16 protein-coding genes are annotated in these 16,764 nt (G+C 65.4%); 8 read left to right on the top strand and 8 right to left on the bottom strand.

Translation table 11 applies throughout. From position 1 onward, the window contains the following. Positions 1-84 precede the first annotated feature (84 nt). The 6 genes from R3X27_RS08585 to R3X27_RS08560 all read right to left on the bottom strand — a co-directional run bounded on the left by R3X27_RS08585 (position 85) and on the right by R3X27_RS08560 (position 8,013). Positions 85-2,277: a ferredoxin gene (locus R3X27_RS08585; RefSeq protein WP_317708435.1), complete on the bottom strand. Its 2,193-nt coding sequence runs from the start codon at positions 2,275-2,277 to the stop codon at positions 85-87. Positions 2,278-2,281: 4 nt separating this feature from the next. Next, positions 2,282-3,259, bottom strand: coding sequence for a thiamine pyrophosphate-dependent enzyme (locus tag R3X27_RS08580; protein WP_317708434.1), 978 nt, complete (start codon positions 3,257-3,259; stop codon positions 2,282-2,284). Then, positions 3,256-5,175: a 2-oxoacid:acceptor oxidoreductase subunit alpha gene (locus R3X27_RS08575; RefSeq protein WP_317708433.1), complete on the bottom strand. Its 1,920-nt coding sequence runs from the start codon at positions 5,173-5,175 to the stop codon at positions 3,256-3,258. The genes R3X27_RS08580 and R3X27_RS08575 overlap by 4 nt, the downstream gene beginning before the upstream one ends. Positions 5,176-5,190: 15 nt before the next feature. Continuing rightward, positions 5,191-6,699: an NADPH-dependent glutamate synthase gene (gene gltA, locus R3X27_RS08570; RefSeq protein ID WP_317708432.1), complete on the bottom strand. Its 1,509-nt coding sequence runs from the start codon at positions 6,697-6,699 to the stop codon at positions 5,191-5,193. A 1-nt stretch (position 6,700) separates the two neighbouring features. After that, a complete protein-coding gene (locus tag R3X27_RS08565; protein ID WP_317708431.1) occupies positions 6,701-7,591 on the bottom strand; it encodes a sulfide/dihydroorotate dehydrogenase-like FAD/NAD-binding protein in 891 nt (296 codons plus the stop codon). Positions 7,592-7,776: 185 nt separating this feature from the next. Then, positions 7,777-8,013 carry a hypothetical protein gene (locus tag R3X27_RS08560; protein WP_317708430.1) on the bottom strand — a complete coding sequence of 79 codons (237 nt, stop codon included), beginning with the start codon at positions 8,011-8,013 and terminating at the stop codon, positions 7,777-7,779. Between the two features lie 105 nt (positions 8,014-8,118). Between R3X27_RS08560 and pcaD the strand changes: the two genes are divergently transcribed. The 3 genes from pcaD to R3X27_RS08545 all read left to right on the top strand — a co-directional run bounded on the left by pcaD (position 8,119) and on the right by R3X27_RS08545 (position 10,658). Continuing rightward, positions 8,119-8,904, top strand: coding sequence for a 3-oxoadipate enol-lactonase (gene pcaD / locus R3X27_RS08555; RefSeq protein WP_317708429.1), 786 nt, complete (start codon positions 8,119-8,121; stop codon positions 8,902-8,904). A 10-nt stretch (positions 8,905-8,914) separates the two neighbouring features. Beyond that, entirely contained in the window at positions 8,915-10,174 is a 1,260-nt protein-coding gene (locus tag R3X27_RS08550) for a TCR/Tet family MFS transporter (protein ID WP_317708428.1), read from the top strand. A 217-nt stretch (positions 10,175-10,391) separates the two neighbouring features. Beyond that, a complete protein-coding gene (locus tag R3X27_RS08545; RefSeq protein ID WP_317708427.1) occupies positions 10,392-10,658 on the top strand; it encodes a hypothetical protein in 267 nt (88 codons plus the stop codon). A 10-nt stretch (positions 10,659-10,668) separates the two neighbouring features. On the opposite strand, the gene R3X27_RS08540 is transcribed toward R3X27_RS08545, so the two are convergent. Beyond that, positions 10,669-11,607, bottom strand: coding sequence for a glycosyltransferase family 2 protein (locus R3X27_RS08540; RefSeq protein ID WP_317708426.1), 939 nt, complete (start codon positions 11,605-11,607; stop codon positions 10,669-10,671). A gap of 130 nt (positions 11,608-11,737) precedes the next feature. On the opposite strand from R3X27_RS08540, the gene R3X27_RS08535 reads away from it, so the two are divergent. The 3 genes from R3X27_RS08535 to R3X27_RS08525 all read left to right on the top strand — a co-directional run bounded on the left by R3X27_RS08535 (position 11,738) and on the right by R3X27_RS08525 (position 14,089). Next, positions 11,738-12,871 (top strand): carboxylate-amine ligase, encoded by a 1,134-nt coding sequence (locus tag R3X27_RS08535; protein WP_317708425.1) that lies wholly within the window; start codon positions 11,738-11,740, stop codon positions 12,869-12,871. 77 nt (positions 12,872-12,948) lie between these two features. Continuing rightward, complete coding sequence (locus tag R3X27_RS08530; protein ID WP_317708424.1) at positions 12,949-13,386, top strand: hypothetical protein; 438 nt, start codon at positions 12,949-12,951, stop codon at positions 13,384-13,386. A 16-nt stretch (positions 13,387-13,402) separates the two neighbouring features. Next, positions 13,403-14,089, top strand: coding sequence for a DUF2161 domain-containing phosphodiesterase (locus R3X27_RS08525; protein WP_317708423.1), 687 nt, complete (start codon positions 13,403-13,405; stop codon positions 14,087-14,089). A gap of 87 nt (positions 14,090-14,176) precedes the next feature. Here the strand turns inward: R3X27_RS08525 and R3X27_RS08520 are convergent, their stop codons facing one another. After that, positions 14,177-15,013 (bottom strand): hypothetical protein, encoded by an 837-nt coding sequence (locus tag R3X27_RS08520; RefSeq protein ID WP_317708422.1) that lies wholly within the window; start codon positions 15,011-15,013, stop codon positions 14,177-14,179. Between the two features lie 437 nt (positions 15,014-15,450). Here R3X27_RS08520 and R3X27_RS08515 point away from each other — a divergent pair, with 437 nt between their 5' ends. Then, positions 15,451-16,032 (top strand): L,D-transpeptidase, encoded by a 582-nt coding sequence (locus R3X27_RS08515; protein WP_317708421.1) that lies wholly within the window; start codon positions 15,451-15,453, stop codon positions 16,030-16,032. 42 nt (positions 16,033-16,074) lie between these two features. After that, positions 16,075-16,740 (top strand): SOS response-associated peptidase, encoded by a 666-nt coding sequence (locus R3X27_RS08510; RefSeq protein ID WP_317708420.1) that lies wholly within the window; start codon positions 16,075-16,077, stop codon positions 16,738-16,740. Positions 16,741-16,764 lie beyond the last annotated feature (24 nt).

Raw genomic sequence — 16,764 nt, 5'->3', positions numbered from 1 at the left:
GTCTCAGAATCATGCGCACAGACCAGACGAACAATGGCACCGCCCAGAAGGAGGGCGGTGCCGTTTTTGCTGTCAGGTGCGGTCTCAGTTGAAGGCGGCCGCGCGTTCGATCAGCTCTTCGAGATCCGGCTCGTCGGGGTTGCGCGGCAGGCCGGGATGGATAATCGAAACCTGGCAGCCTTCCGCCGCCTCGACGATCTGGCGGTAGGTGCCGGCATCTGGATCGGCGATATAGGCCTGCATGTCGCCATTATAGGCGAAGAGCGCGCTGTTGGTCTGAACGCATTCATTGCAGGTCGTGCAGCGGGGCGTCTCGATCCAGGGCGATCCATCGCTGACCGGGTCAACCGCCGGCGCCTCGACCTCGGCTTCGACCGCTGCCGTGGCAAGCTCGGCATTGGCCGGGGCAGGGGGCTCGGCGTGCTCGACCGGGGTGGTCTTGCGTGCCTCGTCCTCCCGCCGCAGCCGGTCATCGGCCAGCGCACGGATGGCGTGGGAGTTGTTGATCCCGCCCGTCTCGAGAAGGCGTTTCCAGCCGTCGAGACAACGCCGCGCTGCTTCCGTGATCTTGCCGTCGATACCGACACGGAACAGCCCGCCCTTGGGATTCACAACCGAAACGTAGGGCGTATGGAGCCGCTGCTGCGTAGCGTCGAGCTTCAGCCATACATTGACCGGCAACATCTCATCGGACCATTCGGAATGTTCGATCGCGTGGCAGAACCGGGCATAGCGTCGGTCGCAGACCGCGAAGTCGACAAAGGTGAAGGCCTGATCCTCCTGAACTCTCTGTCCCTCCGCGTCTTCGTAGTCGAAGCCATGCAACGGCCAGTCCATGTCCGTCTGCGGGTTGCCCGCGAGATCGAAGCGTGCCGCCCAGTCATCGCCTGCCGACGGATCGTAGGTGAAGCTTGGGAAGGCGCGGGATTCGGTGGCCGCGGCCGAGAGGATATAGGGCGCGACTTCGGGCATGCTCGGCGTGGCACCCGAATAGAGGCAGAACAAGGCCGGCCCCTCGTAGCGCATGCCGCGCTCCAGCGCGTCGTTCATCTTGTGGATATGCGCCGCCGTTGTCTGCAGCACGAAGGCGTTGTTCAGCCCCATCGCCATCGCCGCTAACCGCGCCGTGCCGGCGCCGAAACTGTTCTGCGGCGGCTCGGGTGAGGTCGGACCAAGCAGGTCGTCGACCTGGATCAGCACCGTGATCGGAAGCCCGCAGGCCAGCGCCTCGTAGCTGCGCGCGATCTCCGCCGAGAGCGTTTCGCCGTCGCGCAGGCATACCAGCGCGGAAGGCAGCAGGCCGATCTGTTCTGCCGAGAGGTCGCTGGTCTCGAAGCGCTCGAAGATCGGGTCATGAAGCTCCGGGCGATACTTGTTCTCCACCTCCAACTCGGCAACTGTCACCGCCTTGGTGAATTCGAGCACATCTGGCAGCCGGTCCCGATAGGCGTCCAGCGCATCCGAGCAATTGTCGAAGCTGTAGCTATAGGGGTCGCGCCGTTCCGGTCCGCGATCCGAGGCCCGTCCAGGCGCGAAGAAAGGTTGCTCCTTGAGCACACGAAGCGCGTGTTCGATCCGGGCGACCCGGTCCGCTGGCAAACGATCCTCGGGGCGTGCGCGGTGCAGCACATCCGAGAGTACGCCGAAATCGATCTCGCCATCGGCGGTGGCCCCCATGGCTGAAGCCAGCGCGCCGGCGTCATGCGCCTCGTCGGATTTCATGTGGTCCGACTTGAGGATGTCGCTCAGCCGCAGGATCAGCCCATCGACGATCTTGCGGAAGCGCCGTGCCTTGGCTGCCTGCTTGGCGCTCCAGGCGTGGCCCAGCACCTTGCCGGGGGTGGCGGCGTCGCAGCCGATGACCATCCCGTCCAGAGGAAGCTTCTTGCGCGCGGTCTCGAGGTTGTTGTCGATCTCGCCGAAGGGCGCCTGGCCCTCGCGTTCGACCATCTCTGCCGCCGCTTCGCGCCAGAGATCCGACAGCCGGCCCTCCTCGTTCGCCATCACCTTGCGGCGGATATCCTCCTCGAGACGAAGCACCTGTTGGCGCAACGCTTCGCCGGTCAGATCCGCCGGGGCGACCTTCTGCAACGTGTCGTCGATGATGCGGCTGAGCGGACGCAAGAGCGGTGCGCCCTCGGCCCGGTCGATCAACACCAACGGGTAGTCATGACGCAGTTCGGCCAGATCGCCGAAGCGGGCATAGAGCGCCGGGCGCAACGGCACGGAAACCGGTTCGCGCGCGGCGGGATTAGGAGAAATTCGTCCGTGTTCCATGATCTTACGCCTCGCCTTCGGCAGGCCAGATCCCGACCTTGTCGAATTCTTCGTTCAGCACCGTCTCGACCAGCGCCGGCGTGTTCGGGCGTTCGCCCGCGCGCAGCTCGTCGTAGCAGGGCACCTCCGGGTTCTGGTAGAGGATGCCCACGGGCACCTCGTCCGGCATCGCCGCCAGCGCGAGCGCGCGGGCCATGTCGCGCGGGTCATGCGTCTCCTGGTTCTTGTAAACCCGGCTCATCTCCGGGCGCAGCCGCAAGCCGTCGCCATGGGTCAGGATGCGTGTGCGCGCGGGGTCCTGCATCCAGGCGTCGAAATGGTGGTCCATGAAATTCGGACAGCGCTGCAGGATGCGGATGAAGGAGAAGCCCTTGTGATGATAGGCCTTTTGCAGCACCTCGTAGAGCAGCTCCGGAATCCAGTCGACCACCTGGGCAACGAAGGAGACATTCGCGATCCCCAGCGTCACGGTCAGCGGGTTGAGCGGGTTCAGCGATGCGCCGGTCGGTGTGGTGTTGGTCGAAAGCCCCTTCGGCGAGGTCGGCGAGGCCTGTTTCTTGGTCAGCCCGTAGACGTTGTTGTCATGCAGCAGCATCGTCATGTTCATGTTGTAGCGCACCGCATGTAGCCAATGCGCAGCCCCGATGGAGCAGCAATCGCCGTCCCCGGTGGTGATGAACACGCTCAGATCCGGCCGGCGGATCTTGATCCCCTCGGCAATCGGCAGGGCGCGGCCATGGATGCCGTGGAAGCCATAGGCATTCATGTAATGCGGAAGGCGCGAGGCGCAGCCGATGCCGGAGACGCAGACCGTCTTCTCCGGCGGCAGCTGCTCGTCGCGGCATAGGCGCTGCATCGCGGTCAGGATCGCGGTGTCGCCGCAGCCGGTGCACCAGCGCGGCGCGATCGAGCTCTGGTAATCGCCGATCTCGTAATCGGTCTGGACCATCTGGGCCAGGCTCTGGCTCATGGAGGCGGTCATTGGGTTTCTCCCCGGGCCTGGTTGAGTTTCGCAAGGGCGGCATCGTGGATCTCGCCGGGTTTGAGCGGCTGTCCGCGGGCATTGCCCCAGCAATCGACATCCACCAACCAGCGCGACCTGAGCAGCATCGCCAGGTGCGAGTAGCGGCGGTTGTTGCTGTCGATCAGCGGGTCCGAAACCGGGTCGTTCCAGTTGTTCTCGATGGTCATGACGCGGTCGAAGCGCTTCATCACCTCGTCGATCCCCGAGGCCATGGGCTGCAGGAACTTGAGATGCAGCGAGGAGACCTTGTGGCCCTCGGCGCGCAGCCGGCTGACGGCTTCCTGCATCGCGCCACGGGTCGAGCCCCAGCCGAGCAGCAGAAGCTCGCCCTCGTCGCCGCCGAAGACCGGCTCGAGGCGCAGCGTCTTCTGGAAGGCCGCGAGCTTGCGGGAGCGGTTGAGCAAGCCCTCTTCGTTGATCTGCGGATCATAGGCGACATGGCTGTCGCGGTCATGGGCGAGGCCCGTCAGGCAATGCATGCCGTTCGGCTGGCCGGGGATGAACCGCGTGGCGATGCCGGTCCGCTCGTCCCAGTCATAGGGGCGTGCATGGTCCGGCACGGCGCTCTGGTTGACCGGCGGTGCCAGCCAGTCGGCGCGGAAATCCGGTCGTTTGAAGGGCTGCTGCGCGGTCGCCAGCGCGGCGTCCGAAAGGATTACCACCACCATGTTGAAGGTCTCCGCGATCTTGCGCGCGGTGATGACCGAGTGGAAGCAGTCCTCGATGGAAGAGACTGCCATGACCACCTTCGGCGCGTCGCCATGGGAGCCGAACATGGCGGACATCAGGTCCCCTTGCTCGACCTTGGTCGGCAGGCCGGTCGACGGTCCGCCCCGCTGCACGTTGATGATCACGAGCGGGATTTCGGACATCACGGCGAGGCCGATGGCTTCCTGCTTGAGCGAGAGGCCCGGCCCGGAGGTGATCGTCACGGCGCATTTGCCGGCATAGGAAGAGCCGATGGCGAAGGCGCAGGCAGAGATCTCGTCCTCGGCCTGATGCACGACGCAGCCGACTTTCTCGAAAATCGAGGAGAGGTAATGCGAGGCCGAGGTTGCCGGCGTGATCGGATACATCGCGCAGACTTCCATGCCAGAGGCGACCGTCCCGAGAGCCAGCGCGGCATTTCCGTTCATCACCACCTGTTTCTCGGCCACAGGCGGGGCGGGGATGCTGTAGGCGAGGTCAAGGTTGGTCTCGGCCCATGCACGGCCCGCGTCCAGCAGCTCGATATTGGCATTGATGATCCGCTGATCCTTCTTGGCGAAGATATAGCGAACCTGCGCTTGCGCTTTGTCATGATCCAGAGAGTAGATCGCGCAGAGCATGCCGAGCACGAACATGTTCTTGCCCTTGCGCGGATCGGGTACGTATTTCTGGCACTCTGCCCCCATCGGCACTTCGATGAGCTTGTAGCCCTGCTCGCGCACCTCGGCACAGACTTTGAGATAGGCGGTCGCGACAGAAGCATCCCGGTCTTTTTCCCAGGCACTCTCGATCAGGATGGTCGCTCCCGGCTTGACCTCGCCGGCGCGCAGCCGGCTCAGCAGGACCTGCTCGTTGAAAGCGACGACGAGATCGGCCTGATCCCCGATATTGGTCACCGGTTCGGCCGCCATGCGCACCCGGTTGCCAGAAGCTCCGGCAATGGAGCGTTGTGGCGGCTGGATCTCGGCGGGAATGATCTCCACCGTCCAGATCCCCATGCCGCTGCGCGCCGCGATCGAGGCCAGCGACTGGCCGCAACGCTGCGCCCCTTCGCCCGAATCCGAGACAATCTCGACGATGTGTTCCGGGATCACCTCCGCGGGCCGGCCTCGTACCGGACGCTCCTCCGAAGGTTTCTCCAGAACCTGCGTGCTCTCCGATGTCATTTTACTGCTCTTCCCTTAGATCTGCCGCAGATGGACGAAGTTCTTCTCGGACATGTCGATGCCGAAAAGCGTGTTCTCGAAGCCGGTATTTTCCGGCTCGTAGACGCTCATTGAATCGCGGATGCCGAGATAGCGCCGGATGCTCGCCGCCGCGCGACGGCCCGCCCCCATTGCCAGGATCACCGTCGCCGCGCCCGTGACGATATCGCCCCCGGCATAGACGCCGGCCAGCGAGGTCGCGAGCTCGTCATCCGTGTCGATATAGCCCCATTTGTTGAGCTGGACATTCGAGGTCTGTCCAAGAATCGGGTTGGGCGAGGTGCCGATGGCATAGACCACTGTGTCGGCCTCGAACTCGAACTCGCTGCCCGGTACGGGCACCGGCCGCCGCCGACCCGAGTCGTCCGGCTCACCAAGCTCCATGCGCAGGCAGCGCATCGCGCGCACATTGTTGTTGGCGTCGCCCAGCAGCTCGACGGGCGCCGTCAGCCAGTGGAACTCGATGCCTTCTTCCTGCGCGTGGTGCAGTTCCTCCAGTCGCGCCGGGCATTCGGCTTCGGTGCGCCGGTAGACGCAATGTACCTCTTCGGCGCCGAGTCGTTTCGAGACCCGCATCGCGTCCATCGCGGTATTGCCCGAGCCGATTACGGCGATTTTCTTGCCGACCTCGAGCGGCGTGTCGAACTTCGGGAAATCGCCGGCATGCATCAGGTTGCAGCGCGTCAGCAACTCGTTGGCCGAGAGCACGCCGTTGAAGTTCTCGCCGGGGATGTCCATGAATTTCGGGGTGCCCGCGCCGGTGCCGATAAAGACGGCGTCAAAGCCCATCTCTTCCAGCATCTGCTCGACGGTGAAGAGCCGCCCAACCAGCGTGTTGCAGCGGATTTCGACGCCAAGCGCCTCAAGATTTGCGATCTCGGCATCGACCACCGAATTGGGCAGCCGGAACTCCGGGATGCCGTAGCGCAGCACGCCGCCGGGCGCATGCAGCGCCTCGAACACCGTGACCTTGCAGCCAGCCTTGGCCAGGTCCGCCGCGCAGGCCATGCTTGCGGGGCCCGAGCCGACAATGCCGACCTTGAAGCGGTTCGGTGCGACATGGCTTTTCTTGCGCCAGCCTTGCTCGATTGCCTTGTCGCCAAGCCAACGCTCCAGCCGCCCGATGGCAACCGGTTCCAGCCCGCCGCTCACCGCGACCGCGCAGACGCCCTCGCACTGGTCTTCCTGCGGACAGACCCGTCCGCAGACAGCCGGCAGGAAGGTCGAGTCCGTCAACACGTCCCAGGCGCCCTGGTAGTCGGATTTCAGCATCTTCTGGATGAAGCCGGGAATGTCGATCTCCACCGGGCAGCCGGCAACGCAGGCCGGCTCCGGGCAGATCAGGCAGCGCTCGCACTCGACCAGCGCGTTCTGCTGGTCGAAGCCCAGCGAGACCTCGTCGAAACTCGTCGCCCGGATCTCGGCGTCGAGCACCGGCATGGGCGCGCGTTCCTGCGGGATCGAGCGGATCGTCTTGCGTGCCATCTCAGCGGCCCTCCTCTTGGGGCTGCAACCGCTTGCAGCTGTCCGACCAGCTTTCCATTGCTGCCGCCTCCTGCGGCCGATAGCGCTGCAGGCGCGCCATCAGGTCGTCGAAATCCACCGCGTGGCCGTCGAAATCCGGTCCGTCGACACAGGCGAACTTGATCTTGTTGTCCACCCGCACACGGCAGCCGCCGCACATCCCTGTGCCGTCCACCATGATCGGGTTGAGGCTCACCATCGTCTTGACCCCATGGGGCCGCGTCGTCTCCGCGCAGGCCCGCATCATTATCGGCGGCCCGATGGCAACAACCTCATCGATATCGCCATGAGTCGTTATCGCAGTTTCGATGCCTTGGGTTACCAAGCCCTTGATGCCGGCCGTGCCATCATCGGTGCAGATCACGAATTCGTCGCAAACGGACCGGAATTTCTCTTCCCAGAAGACGAGGCTGGCGGAGCGGAAGCCCACGACGCCGATCACATAGGCACCGGCCTCCTTGAATGCGCGCGCCTGCGGGAAGATCGGCGCCACGCCGAGACCGCCGCCGACACAGACGACCTTCTTCGCGTGCGAAACTTCGCTCGGGATGCCCATCGGGCCGGCGAGGCCGAAGAGCGTCTTGCCGACCTGGCAGCGCGTCTGCATCTCGCGGCTCGACTTGCCGACGGCCTGGATCACCAGCGTGACCGTACCCTTGTCGCGATCGAAATCGGCGATTGTGAGCGGGATGCGCTCGCCGTGATCGTCGAGCATGACGATGACAAACTGACCCGGACGCGCCGCACGCGCCATCTGGGGATGTTCGACCTCGAGCAGGAAGGTCGTGTCCGAAAAATCGGTCCGGGTCACGATGGGGAACCCCGTCGCGTTGCTCATTTCGTCACTGTGCATGATTTTCTGCCCTGGCTGGTCGGCCGGGGCGCTCCCTTGGCTGTCGCTACTGGACATGCGCGCGCTCCTCCTTCGCATCGCATAGGCCCAGGCCGGGGTCGTCGGGCGCCTTGCGGCGTGCGGCCCAGACCCGGACTCGACTGAGGTGAAGCTACGCACCCCGCGCGGAGGTACCTTGATACGGATCAATTAAGCAAACGTTTTCGCGGCTGTGCCGAATTGGTCGCAGGCGGCGTTGGAATGTCAGGGTTGCAACTGGTTGCAACCGGGCGTTTGCAGGCGCGTTCCTCTTGCAGGTGGGTCGCGTTCAAAGGCCAGAAGTCCGTGTCGAAGAACGTGATGCCGTGTCGCATGCGCCCGGTTTCACTGCGCTCAATCGGCTCGATTTCCCGCTCGAAGGAGCGATCATGGGGAAGGCGCATCGGTCCGGCCCGACGTCCTCCGCCACGCCCTCCGCCCACTTCCGCCCTTCCCCCGAGGCGCGCGCTTGGATACGCAGAGACCGAAGCATCAGCGGGAGAACAGATATGCAAATGGCGGATCTCGGAGACGTGGCGCTGCATTGGCGCGAAGATGGGACCCCGTCAGGGCCGCCGGTGGTCTTCGCCAACTCGCTGGGCACAGATCTGCGCATCTGGGACGCTGTTGTTGCCCGGCTGCCGCAGAAATACCGCGTCATCCGCTATGACATGCGCGGTCACGGCCTCTCCGACTGCCCGCCCGCGCCCTATTCGATGGGCGCGCTGGTTCGGGACGCGGAACGGCTGCTGGACCTGCTAGCGGTCAAGGACTGCGTCTTCATCGGACTCTCGGTCGGCGGCATGGTCGCACAAGGGCTCGCGGCCAAGCGGCTGGATCTGGTGCGTGCCATGGTGCTCTCCAACACCGCTGCCAAGATCGGCACCCGTGAAACCTGGGCCGACCGCATCGCCGGCATCGAAGCTGGCGGCATCGAGGCCATGGCGGACGGGATCATGGAGAAATGGTTCACCCGCGCCTTCCGCGAGACCGCCGAGCTGAAGCTCTGGCGCAACATGGTCACACGCTCGCCGCAGGAGGGCTATGTCGGCACCTGCCACGCCATCGCGGGGACCGACTTCTACAGCTCGACCGCTGCGCTCACCTTGCCGACGCTTGCCTTCGCCTGTTCCGAGGACGGCTCGACCCCGCCCGATCTCGTTCGGGAGACGGCGGAGTTGATCAGGGGCTCCGAGTTCCACCTGCTGCGCGCCGCCGGTCATATTCCCTGCGTTGAGCAGCCCGATGCCTATTCCGACCGGCTCCAGCAGTTCCTGACCGCAATCGGCCATTGAGAGGCCCGTCTTGAACGACACCGCCGACCATTCGAAACCCGGCCCGGCACCCGGCGGCCACCGGCTCCCACTCGCCTTCATCCTGATGACGCTGGTCATCGACGCGATGGGGATCGGGCTGATTCTGCCGGTCATGCCGGAGCTGATCCGCGACGTGAATGGCGGCTCGCTGGGAGAGGCGGCGGTCTGGGGCGGGATTCTGGCCACCGGGTTCGCAGTGATGCAATTTCTCTTCGGCCCGGTGCTCGGCTCGCTCTCGGACGCTTTCGGGCGCCGCCCCGTTCTGCTGATCTCGCTTGCGGTGATGTCCGCCGACTACCTCGTGATGGCGGTGACCGGATCGATCTGGATGCTGCTGGCCGCGCGCATTGTCGGCGGCATCCTCGCGGCGACCCATTCCACCGCCATGGCTTTCGTCGCCGATATCTCGCGCCCCGAGGACAAGGCGCCCCGCTTTGCGCTGACCCATGCCGCCTATGGCGTCGGTTTCGTTATCGGCCCGGCGATCGGCGGGTTGCTCGGCGCCTTCGGCCCGCGCGCGCCCTTCATCGCCGCCGCCATCCTCGCCGCGCTCAACATGGTGCTGGGCTGGTTTGTGCTGCCCGAAACCGTGACGGACCGCATCCGCCGCCCCTTCACCTGGCGCCGCGCCAATCCGTTCGGCGCGATCCTGCATGTCGGCAAGCTGCCCGGCCTCGGCCGCCTCCTCGCCGTGCTCGCGATCTACGAGTTCGCACTCTACGTCTACCCGGCCATCTGGGCCTATTTCACGCCGGTCCGCTTCGGGTGGGACACGACGATGGTGGGGGCGTCGCTGGCGCTGTTCGGCATTGGCTACACGATCGTGCAGGCGGGGCTGGTCCGCCCCTTCCTGCGCACTTTCGGCGAGAATGGCACGATCCTCTTCGGCCTCACTTTCGAGGTCGGGCTGTTGACCGCGCTCGGACTGATCACCTCCGGCACGCTTGCGCTCATCCTCACCCCGATCTCCGCGCTCGGCTCGCTCGCCGTTCCCGCGTTGCAGGGCGTCATGTCCCAACAGGTCCCCGACGATGCGCAGGGCGAGTTGCAAGGCGTCATAACCTCGACCATCTCGCTGGCCACCGTGCTCGCACCGCTGGTCATGACCCAGGTCTTCTACTTCTCGACACGAGAAGAGGCGAGTTTTCACATGCCCGGTCTCGCATTTCTGCTCGCCGCGGCGCTCATGGTCGGGTGCGTTCTGCTGTATATTGCGGGTTCGGACAGAAGATCTGACACGGCGCGTTGAAACGGATGGATGAGGACGGGCAGGCTCCGGCATCCATCCAAGCGGTTCGGAGCATGCGGAAAGCACCACTCAGTGGTCGCGCGGGCCGGTCTGCGGGGGGCAGGGGCGCTTCTTTCCCGCTGCATTGCATGTCCACCTTGCCAGATCGGGAATAAGGCGTAACCTGAACGTGCGGCCCGCGCATTCGGTCGCAAGTGACAGATTAGAGGATGTCTCCATGCCGTTTTTCCGCCTTGCCGTTCCGGCCGTTTTCCTTGCCGCGCTGGCAGCCTGTACCGACGTTGTGATCGATCCGCCCGAGGTCGCCACCTGCAAGGCCGCCGTCTCCGCCGCGGCGGGCACCGGCGGCACTCCGGCCCTGGTCTCGAATGAGAGCCTGATCGATGGTCGCCTGGTCACGCTTCAAGACAGCGCCACCGGCACCAACTGGAACTGTATCCTGGATGCAAGCGGTGCAGTCGAGCAGGTCGATATCGCCTCCTGACGCGCCGCGTTCAGGATCCGATGACCCGGTCATAGAGGCGGCTCCGGCCGCCAAGCGCGGCCTGCGCCCAGCCGGCCGCGACACCGAGCGAGCGGACCCCGCGCAGGCGGGTGTCGCTCCCGGTCACCAGCCCCGCGAGCCAGCGCAGCGCGCCGCCGCCCCCTTTGGCGAGGATGTGGAACAGGGCCTTGCCGAGGATCGGCTTGCCCTTCGCGCGGTATTCGAACTCGATCTTGGCAAGCGTCTGTGACTTGGCCCGGCGGAAGAGATAGCCCGCCGTCAGCCGGGCGCGCGGCATCTCTTCCTCGACCACAGCCGCCGCGATCCAGCCCGTTCTCAGCCCGGCCTCCACGGCCTGCCGCGACAAGCGCGTGTCCGAGCCGCCGGTCATCCGCAGCGCCTCGTCGAAGCGCAGCCCGACCTCTCGGGCGGCGGCGAGGCGACAGATCCAGTTATTTGTCGGCAGGTCGCGGGGAGCCATCTGCGCGGCCATACGCGTCTGCCGTTCCTCCGCCATGCGCGTATAGTAATCCATCATCGCTTGCTCGCTGCGCGTCAGTGCCCCGTCCGGCGCAACCGGGACAACCGGCCCCGCCGCAAGATCGGCCCCGGCCCTGACGGCGCCAGCATGGAGTTCGGCGAGCCAGTCCGGGCGCACGGTCTCGTCGTCATCGACAAAGACCAGCCAGTCCGCGCCCATTTCCAGTGCGCTGTCGAGTGCGCGGTTGCGGGCGAAGGGGATGCCGAGCTCCGGCTCGTTCAGCAGGTGCAGCGGTCCGGGCAAGGTGGCGGCGGGCGGGGCGAGGCTCAGCGTCTCGGCGTTCTCGACGACGATGAAATCGAGCTCCGTATCCTCGGGCGGGGTGATCCGCGCCAGCGAGTCCAGCAACCGGCCGAGCATGACGGGGCGATTGCGTGTCACCGTGGCCACGACGATCCTGTCACCCATCCTGTCCGCTCTCCCCTTGTCGTGCCGGACCCTGTCCGGCTCCACGCGCCGATGTCAAGCCGTTGCACAGCCGGCGCTTGCGCGGCCCTTGCCGCTCTGCCACGCTGAGGCCAGACGAGGGAGGGAAGCCATGTCGCGTATCGCGCCCGCATTGTCGCTGGGGATCGAGGAAGAATACCTGCTCGTCGACCGGGAGAGTCTGGAACTGGCCAATGCGCCCAAGGCGCTGATCGAGGAATGCCAAGGCGCCATGCAGGGGCAGGTCAGCCCGGAATTCCTGCAATGTCAAATCGAGGTCGGCACCAAGGTCTGCCATGACATCTCCACCGCCCGTGACGAGCTGAAGCGGCTGCGTTCGACCGTGGCGCGCTGCGCGGGGCGCCACGGGTTGGCGCCGATCGCCGCCTCCTGCCATCCCTTCGCCGACTGGAAGCAGCAGATGCATACCGACAAGAGCCGGTATAACGAGCTGGAACAGGCACTGGCCGGTGTCGCGCGGCGTCTGCTGATCTGCGGTATGCATATCCATGTCGGTGTCGAAAGCCCGGCACAGCGCATCGACCTGATGAACCAGCTCACCTATTTCCTGCCGCACCTGCTGGCGCTCTCGGCCAGTTCGCCCTTCTGGATGGGGCAGGATACCGGGCTCGCGAGCTACCGGCTGACCGTTTTCGACAACCTGCCCCGCACCGGCCTGCCGCCGCAGCTCAACTCCTGGGCCGAGTTCGAACGGATGACCGGCGCGCTGGTCGATCTCGGAATCATCGAGGACAGCTCGAAAATCTGGTGGGACCTGCGCCCCTCCTCGCGCTTCCCGACCATTGAAACGCGGGTCTGCGACGTGCCCACGCGGCTGGAACACACGTTGACCATTGCCGCGCTGACGCAGTGTTTCACGCGGATGCTCTGGCGGCTGGCGGCGCGCAACCAGCGCTGGCGGCTCTATGACAACGTGCTGATCGGGGAGAACCGCTGGCGCGCGCAACGCTACGGGCTGAATGAGGGGATGATCGATTTCGGGCAGCGGGAGATTGTGCCTTTCACGCTGCTGGCCGAAGAGATGGTGGAGGTCCTGGCCGAGGATGCCGAGGCGCTCGGCTGCCTTTCGGAAGTCGAGGCCGTGCAGCAACTCGTGGCTGATGGCAACTCGGCGGACCGGCAACGCGCGGTCTATAACGAGGGGCTTGCGGCCGGCGCGGGTGCGGAAGCGGCCACACGAGCCGTGGTGAAGGACCTGATCGAGGCGTTTCACGACGGATTGTGAGCCCGGTTTGACCTGCAGCAACGACAGTTTCGACCTGACGCGCCATGATCTCCGGGATGCTGCCCGGAGCGATCGCGATGTTGGAGAGTGTCACCTTCTGGTTCGTCCAGGTGCCCGGCTGGGCGCTGTTTGGCTATCTTGCCATCGCCCAATGCCCGGCGGCGATCCGATACGAGATCGGGGTCCGCATGGGGTCGCAGGAACCCGAGGAACGCATCACCCGGGTCGGTCGGGCTTTCTGGTGGGGGCTCGCCGTCGCGGATCTCGTCTTCTACACGCCGCTGCTCGGCCTCGCCCTGCTGGGCCAGGCTCTTGGCGCGCCCTGGGCGCCAGCGCTGCTGGCCGCAGCCCTCGGCGTAACGGTCTATTGGCCGATTGCCAGCCTCGCGACGGTGGCGGATGCCCGTGGCGCGCCGGGCTGGTCGCTGCCCAAGGAACGCGATTACTGGAGGGTCCTGCCGGTTATCGCCGGATGGGGCGCGCTGGCGCTGCTTCTGGTCACCTTCGCCGCTTGACGGTACAGGGGAGCGCATGACGTCCCGCCCCAAGGAATCCGATCTCTATTTGCCGGTGAAGGCCTTCCTCGAAGCCCAGGGCTACGAGGTGAAGGCAGAGGTCGGCGCGGCCGATGTGGTCGCCTGTCGTGTGGGCGAGGCCGATCCGGTGATCGTCGAGCTGAAGACAGGTTTCTCTCTGGTCCTGTTTCACCAGGCAATCGCGCGCCAGTCGATCAGCGATTTCGTCTATATTGCCGTGCCGCGCGGGCCGGGGCGGCGCTTCATGAAGGCGTTGAAAGAGAACCGCAGCCTCTGTCGACGGCTGGGGATCGGGCTTATCACGGTGCGGCTCAAGGACGGGCATGTCGAAGTGCATCTGGACCCTGCGCCCTACGCGCCGCGACAGGTCAAGGCGCGCAAGGGGCGGCTGCTGCGCGAATTCGCCCGCCGCGAGGGCGATCCGAATGTCGGCGGGTCGATGCGGCGCGGGCTGGTGACGGCCTATCGGCAGGACGCGATGCGCATCGCCGCCCATCTTGCGCAGAACGGGCCGAGCCGGGGCGCGGCGGTGGCCCGGGCGACCGGTGTCGAGACGGCGACGCGGATGATGGCCGACGATCACTATGGCTGGTTCGAACGGGTGGAGCGTGGGATCTACGGTCTGACGCCCAATGGCGTCAAGGCACTTGATGCGTTCGCGCGCAGTCGTGGCGGCTCGTGACCGCCCGTCGCCCAACCGTCGAGATGCCTCAGGTCGCAGGAATGGCAAGACTGCCGGCCATCCGGCCTTTCGCCCGCACCGTTGCAGTCAGTCGGAGCTGAAACCAAGCGCGGTCATCTCGGTCAGATGTCGCCTGACGGTGCCTTCGCGCCGTGGACAGTTGAACCGGATGAACTGCGGGTCCGCGCGCCAACCGCCGGGGAGGCCCAGAACATAGCTGTTGCCCGGCCGCAGGCCCGTGGCGTGGTAGCTTCGTGTCTTTCCGGTGCCTTTGGACCGCAGGGCGAATTGCCTGATCTCGTTGCGGCTCTCGTTGCGCAGGACCACATGGTCCAGAACAAATGTGTCAATAGAGCCCTTTGGATTCAAGGGGTTGCGGGGTACTTTGGCGGCGAAGCCTCGAGCCGCGTGGACCACTCCGACGGCCTCGCACCGCCCATTGGTCACGACCACCTTGCCGGTGCCTGAAGCCTGCCCGCCTGTGCCGAGGTTTGCGGCGATGATCCCGCCCGCACGGCAGCGGGTCCAGTTCTTGTCCGGCGGTGTCAGCCAGGCAAGGCACCCATCGGCGCCGATCTTCCCTCGGGCCTCGACCCTGCCGAACGGGTTCTGCGCGACCAACGTGAAATCGCCCGTGGATGCACCGCTGCCGAAACTCCCATTCAGCACGGGCGGCCAGCCGAAAGTTCCGTCGGGCAACTGGCTGCGGGAGTCCACCGGTTGACCGTTCGAGAACAGGTAGACACGGTCGGTATTTTGGACCCGCCAACTCAGGTAGATCCAGTCCCGACCATCTTTCCGGACTTTCTCATAGGAAAAAACGTCAATGACAGGGGCCTCCTGCTGGGCGCGGGCTTCGGAGGTCAGGGACAAAAAAAGGGCTGTCACGCAAACAAACACGATCAGTCTAAAAGCGGTAGACATTGAAATACTCCTCAAAGAAATAACTTACCCTACGTAACACAAAATGGCCCGAGCCGACACCGTCTGGGTCTCGAATGGCGTGAAACTGTTCAAACGCCACGGCCTCGACAAGGGCAACGAAGTCAGGTGACGACTGGCGGCAAGCTCTGTGATGACGCCAAAGAGCCGATCCGACGGCGTGTCCGTGTCGATATCCCGGTCCTGGGCATCCGCTGATCTGGCCAGTTCTTCGTTGGAGTATCAGTGCCGTGCCAGATCCCTGAAGGTGGATGGGAGCAATGCCTTGCCGGCAGCCGCCGGCAACCCGGTGCGTCGGGTCCCCAACATGCATTGGCAAAGACCGGCTCAATTTCGCGTGTGCCGCCCCTGATCCTCTGGACCGCGCGGCCGGTCTCTGCCAAATCGGCTGCGAACAGGCAAGCAATCGAGCTGATTTCATGACCCAGGATATCTCCCGCCGCCGCGCCCTGGCCGGACTGGCTACCCTTCCCGTACTCGCCGCCCCGTCGCTTCTGCGCGCGCAAGGGCTCGGAGCGCTGGATCGGCCAGAGACCGGCGCGACCCGCAATATTTCCAGCTTCACCACACGCAACTGGAACGATCACTTCGAAACACTCGGCCTTGGCGCCATCGTCTGCGACGTCGACAGCCGGGCGCTGACCTATTGGGGGCCGGATGGCAATTTCCGGGTCTACCCGACCTCGGTGCCCAAGACCGAGGACCTGACACGGCGCGGCTATTCCGAGATCGTGCGCAAGAAGGTCGGACCGACCTGGACGCCCACCGCCTCGATGCGCGAGGCCGATCCGGACCTGCCGCAATCCGTGGAGCCCGGGCCGGACAATCCGCTGGGTACCCATGCCATGTATCTCGACTGGCCGGCCTACCTGATCCACGGCACGCATGACACGCGCAAGATCGGTCGCCCGTCCTCCTCGGGCTGTTTCGGCCTCTACAACGAGCAGGTCGCCCAGCTCTTCCCGCTGGTGGCCATCGGCACCCAGGTCCGGGTGATCTGAGCGGCGTTGCAGGCGGGGCAGGGCGCGCGCTAGTCTGGGCCCATGTGTGGACGACTGGTCAATCTCCTGCCCAACGAGGCGATGGCGCGGCTTTTCGATGCGGCGCCCTCGAATGACCTGCCCGTGGGCGAGCGCTACAATATCTGCCCGACCAACCAGATCGCCGTTGCGGTCTCGGCGGAAGGTCAACGGCGCTTGCGACCGATGCGCTGGGGCTTCCTGCCGCATTGGTACACGGCACCCAATGACGGCCCGCTTCTGATCAACGCCCGCGCCGAAACCATCGCCGAAAAACCCGCCTTCCGCGACGCCGTCCGGCAGCGGCGCTGTCTTGTCGCCGCGACAGGGTTCTATGAATGGACGAAGGGCACGGATGGGGCGCGGTTGCCCTGGTATATCCGGCCGGCCGACGGTGCGCCGATGGTGCTGGCCGGGATCTGGCAGGATTGGGAGGCGGGCGGCGAGCGGCTGAGCTGTGTCGCCCTTGTCACCTGCGCGGCCGGCGGTGGCATGGAAGAGCTGCATCACCGCATGCCGGTGATCCTGTCGGAGCCGGATTGGCCGCTCTGGCTGGGCGAGGCGGGGCATGGCGCGGCCGTGTTGATGAAACCCGCCCCGGCCGGGTGTCTGACCTGGAACCGGGTTGGCACGGAGGTCAATTCCAACCGGGCCTCCGGAGCAGGGCTGCTGGAGCCGCTGCCGGCCTGAAGCGAGACGATCAGCGGAGCCGAC

The sequence above is a fragment of the Tropicimonas sp. TH_r6 genome (assembly GCF_033101155.1).
GTDB lineage: Bacteria > Pseudomonadota > Alphaproteobacteria > Rhodobacterales > Rhodobacteraceae > Tropicimonas.
The sequence above is the reverse complement of the archived record's forward strand: the minus strand, read 5'-3'. Positions and strand labels throughout refer to the sequence as shown.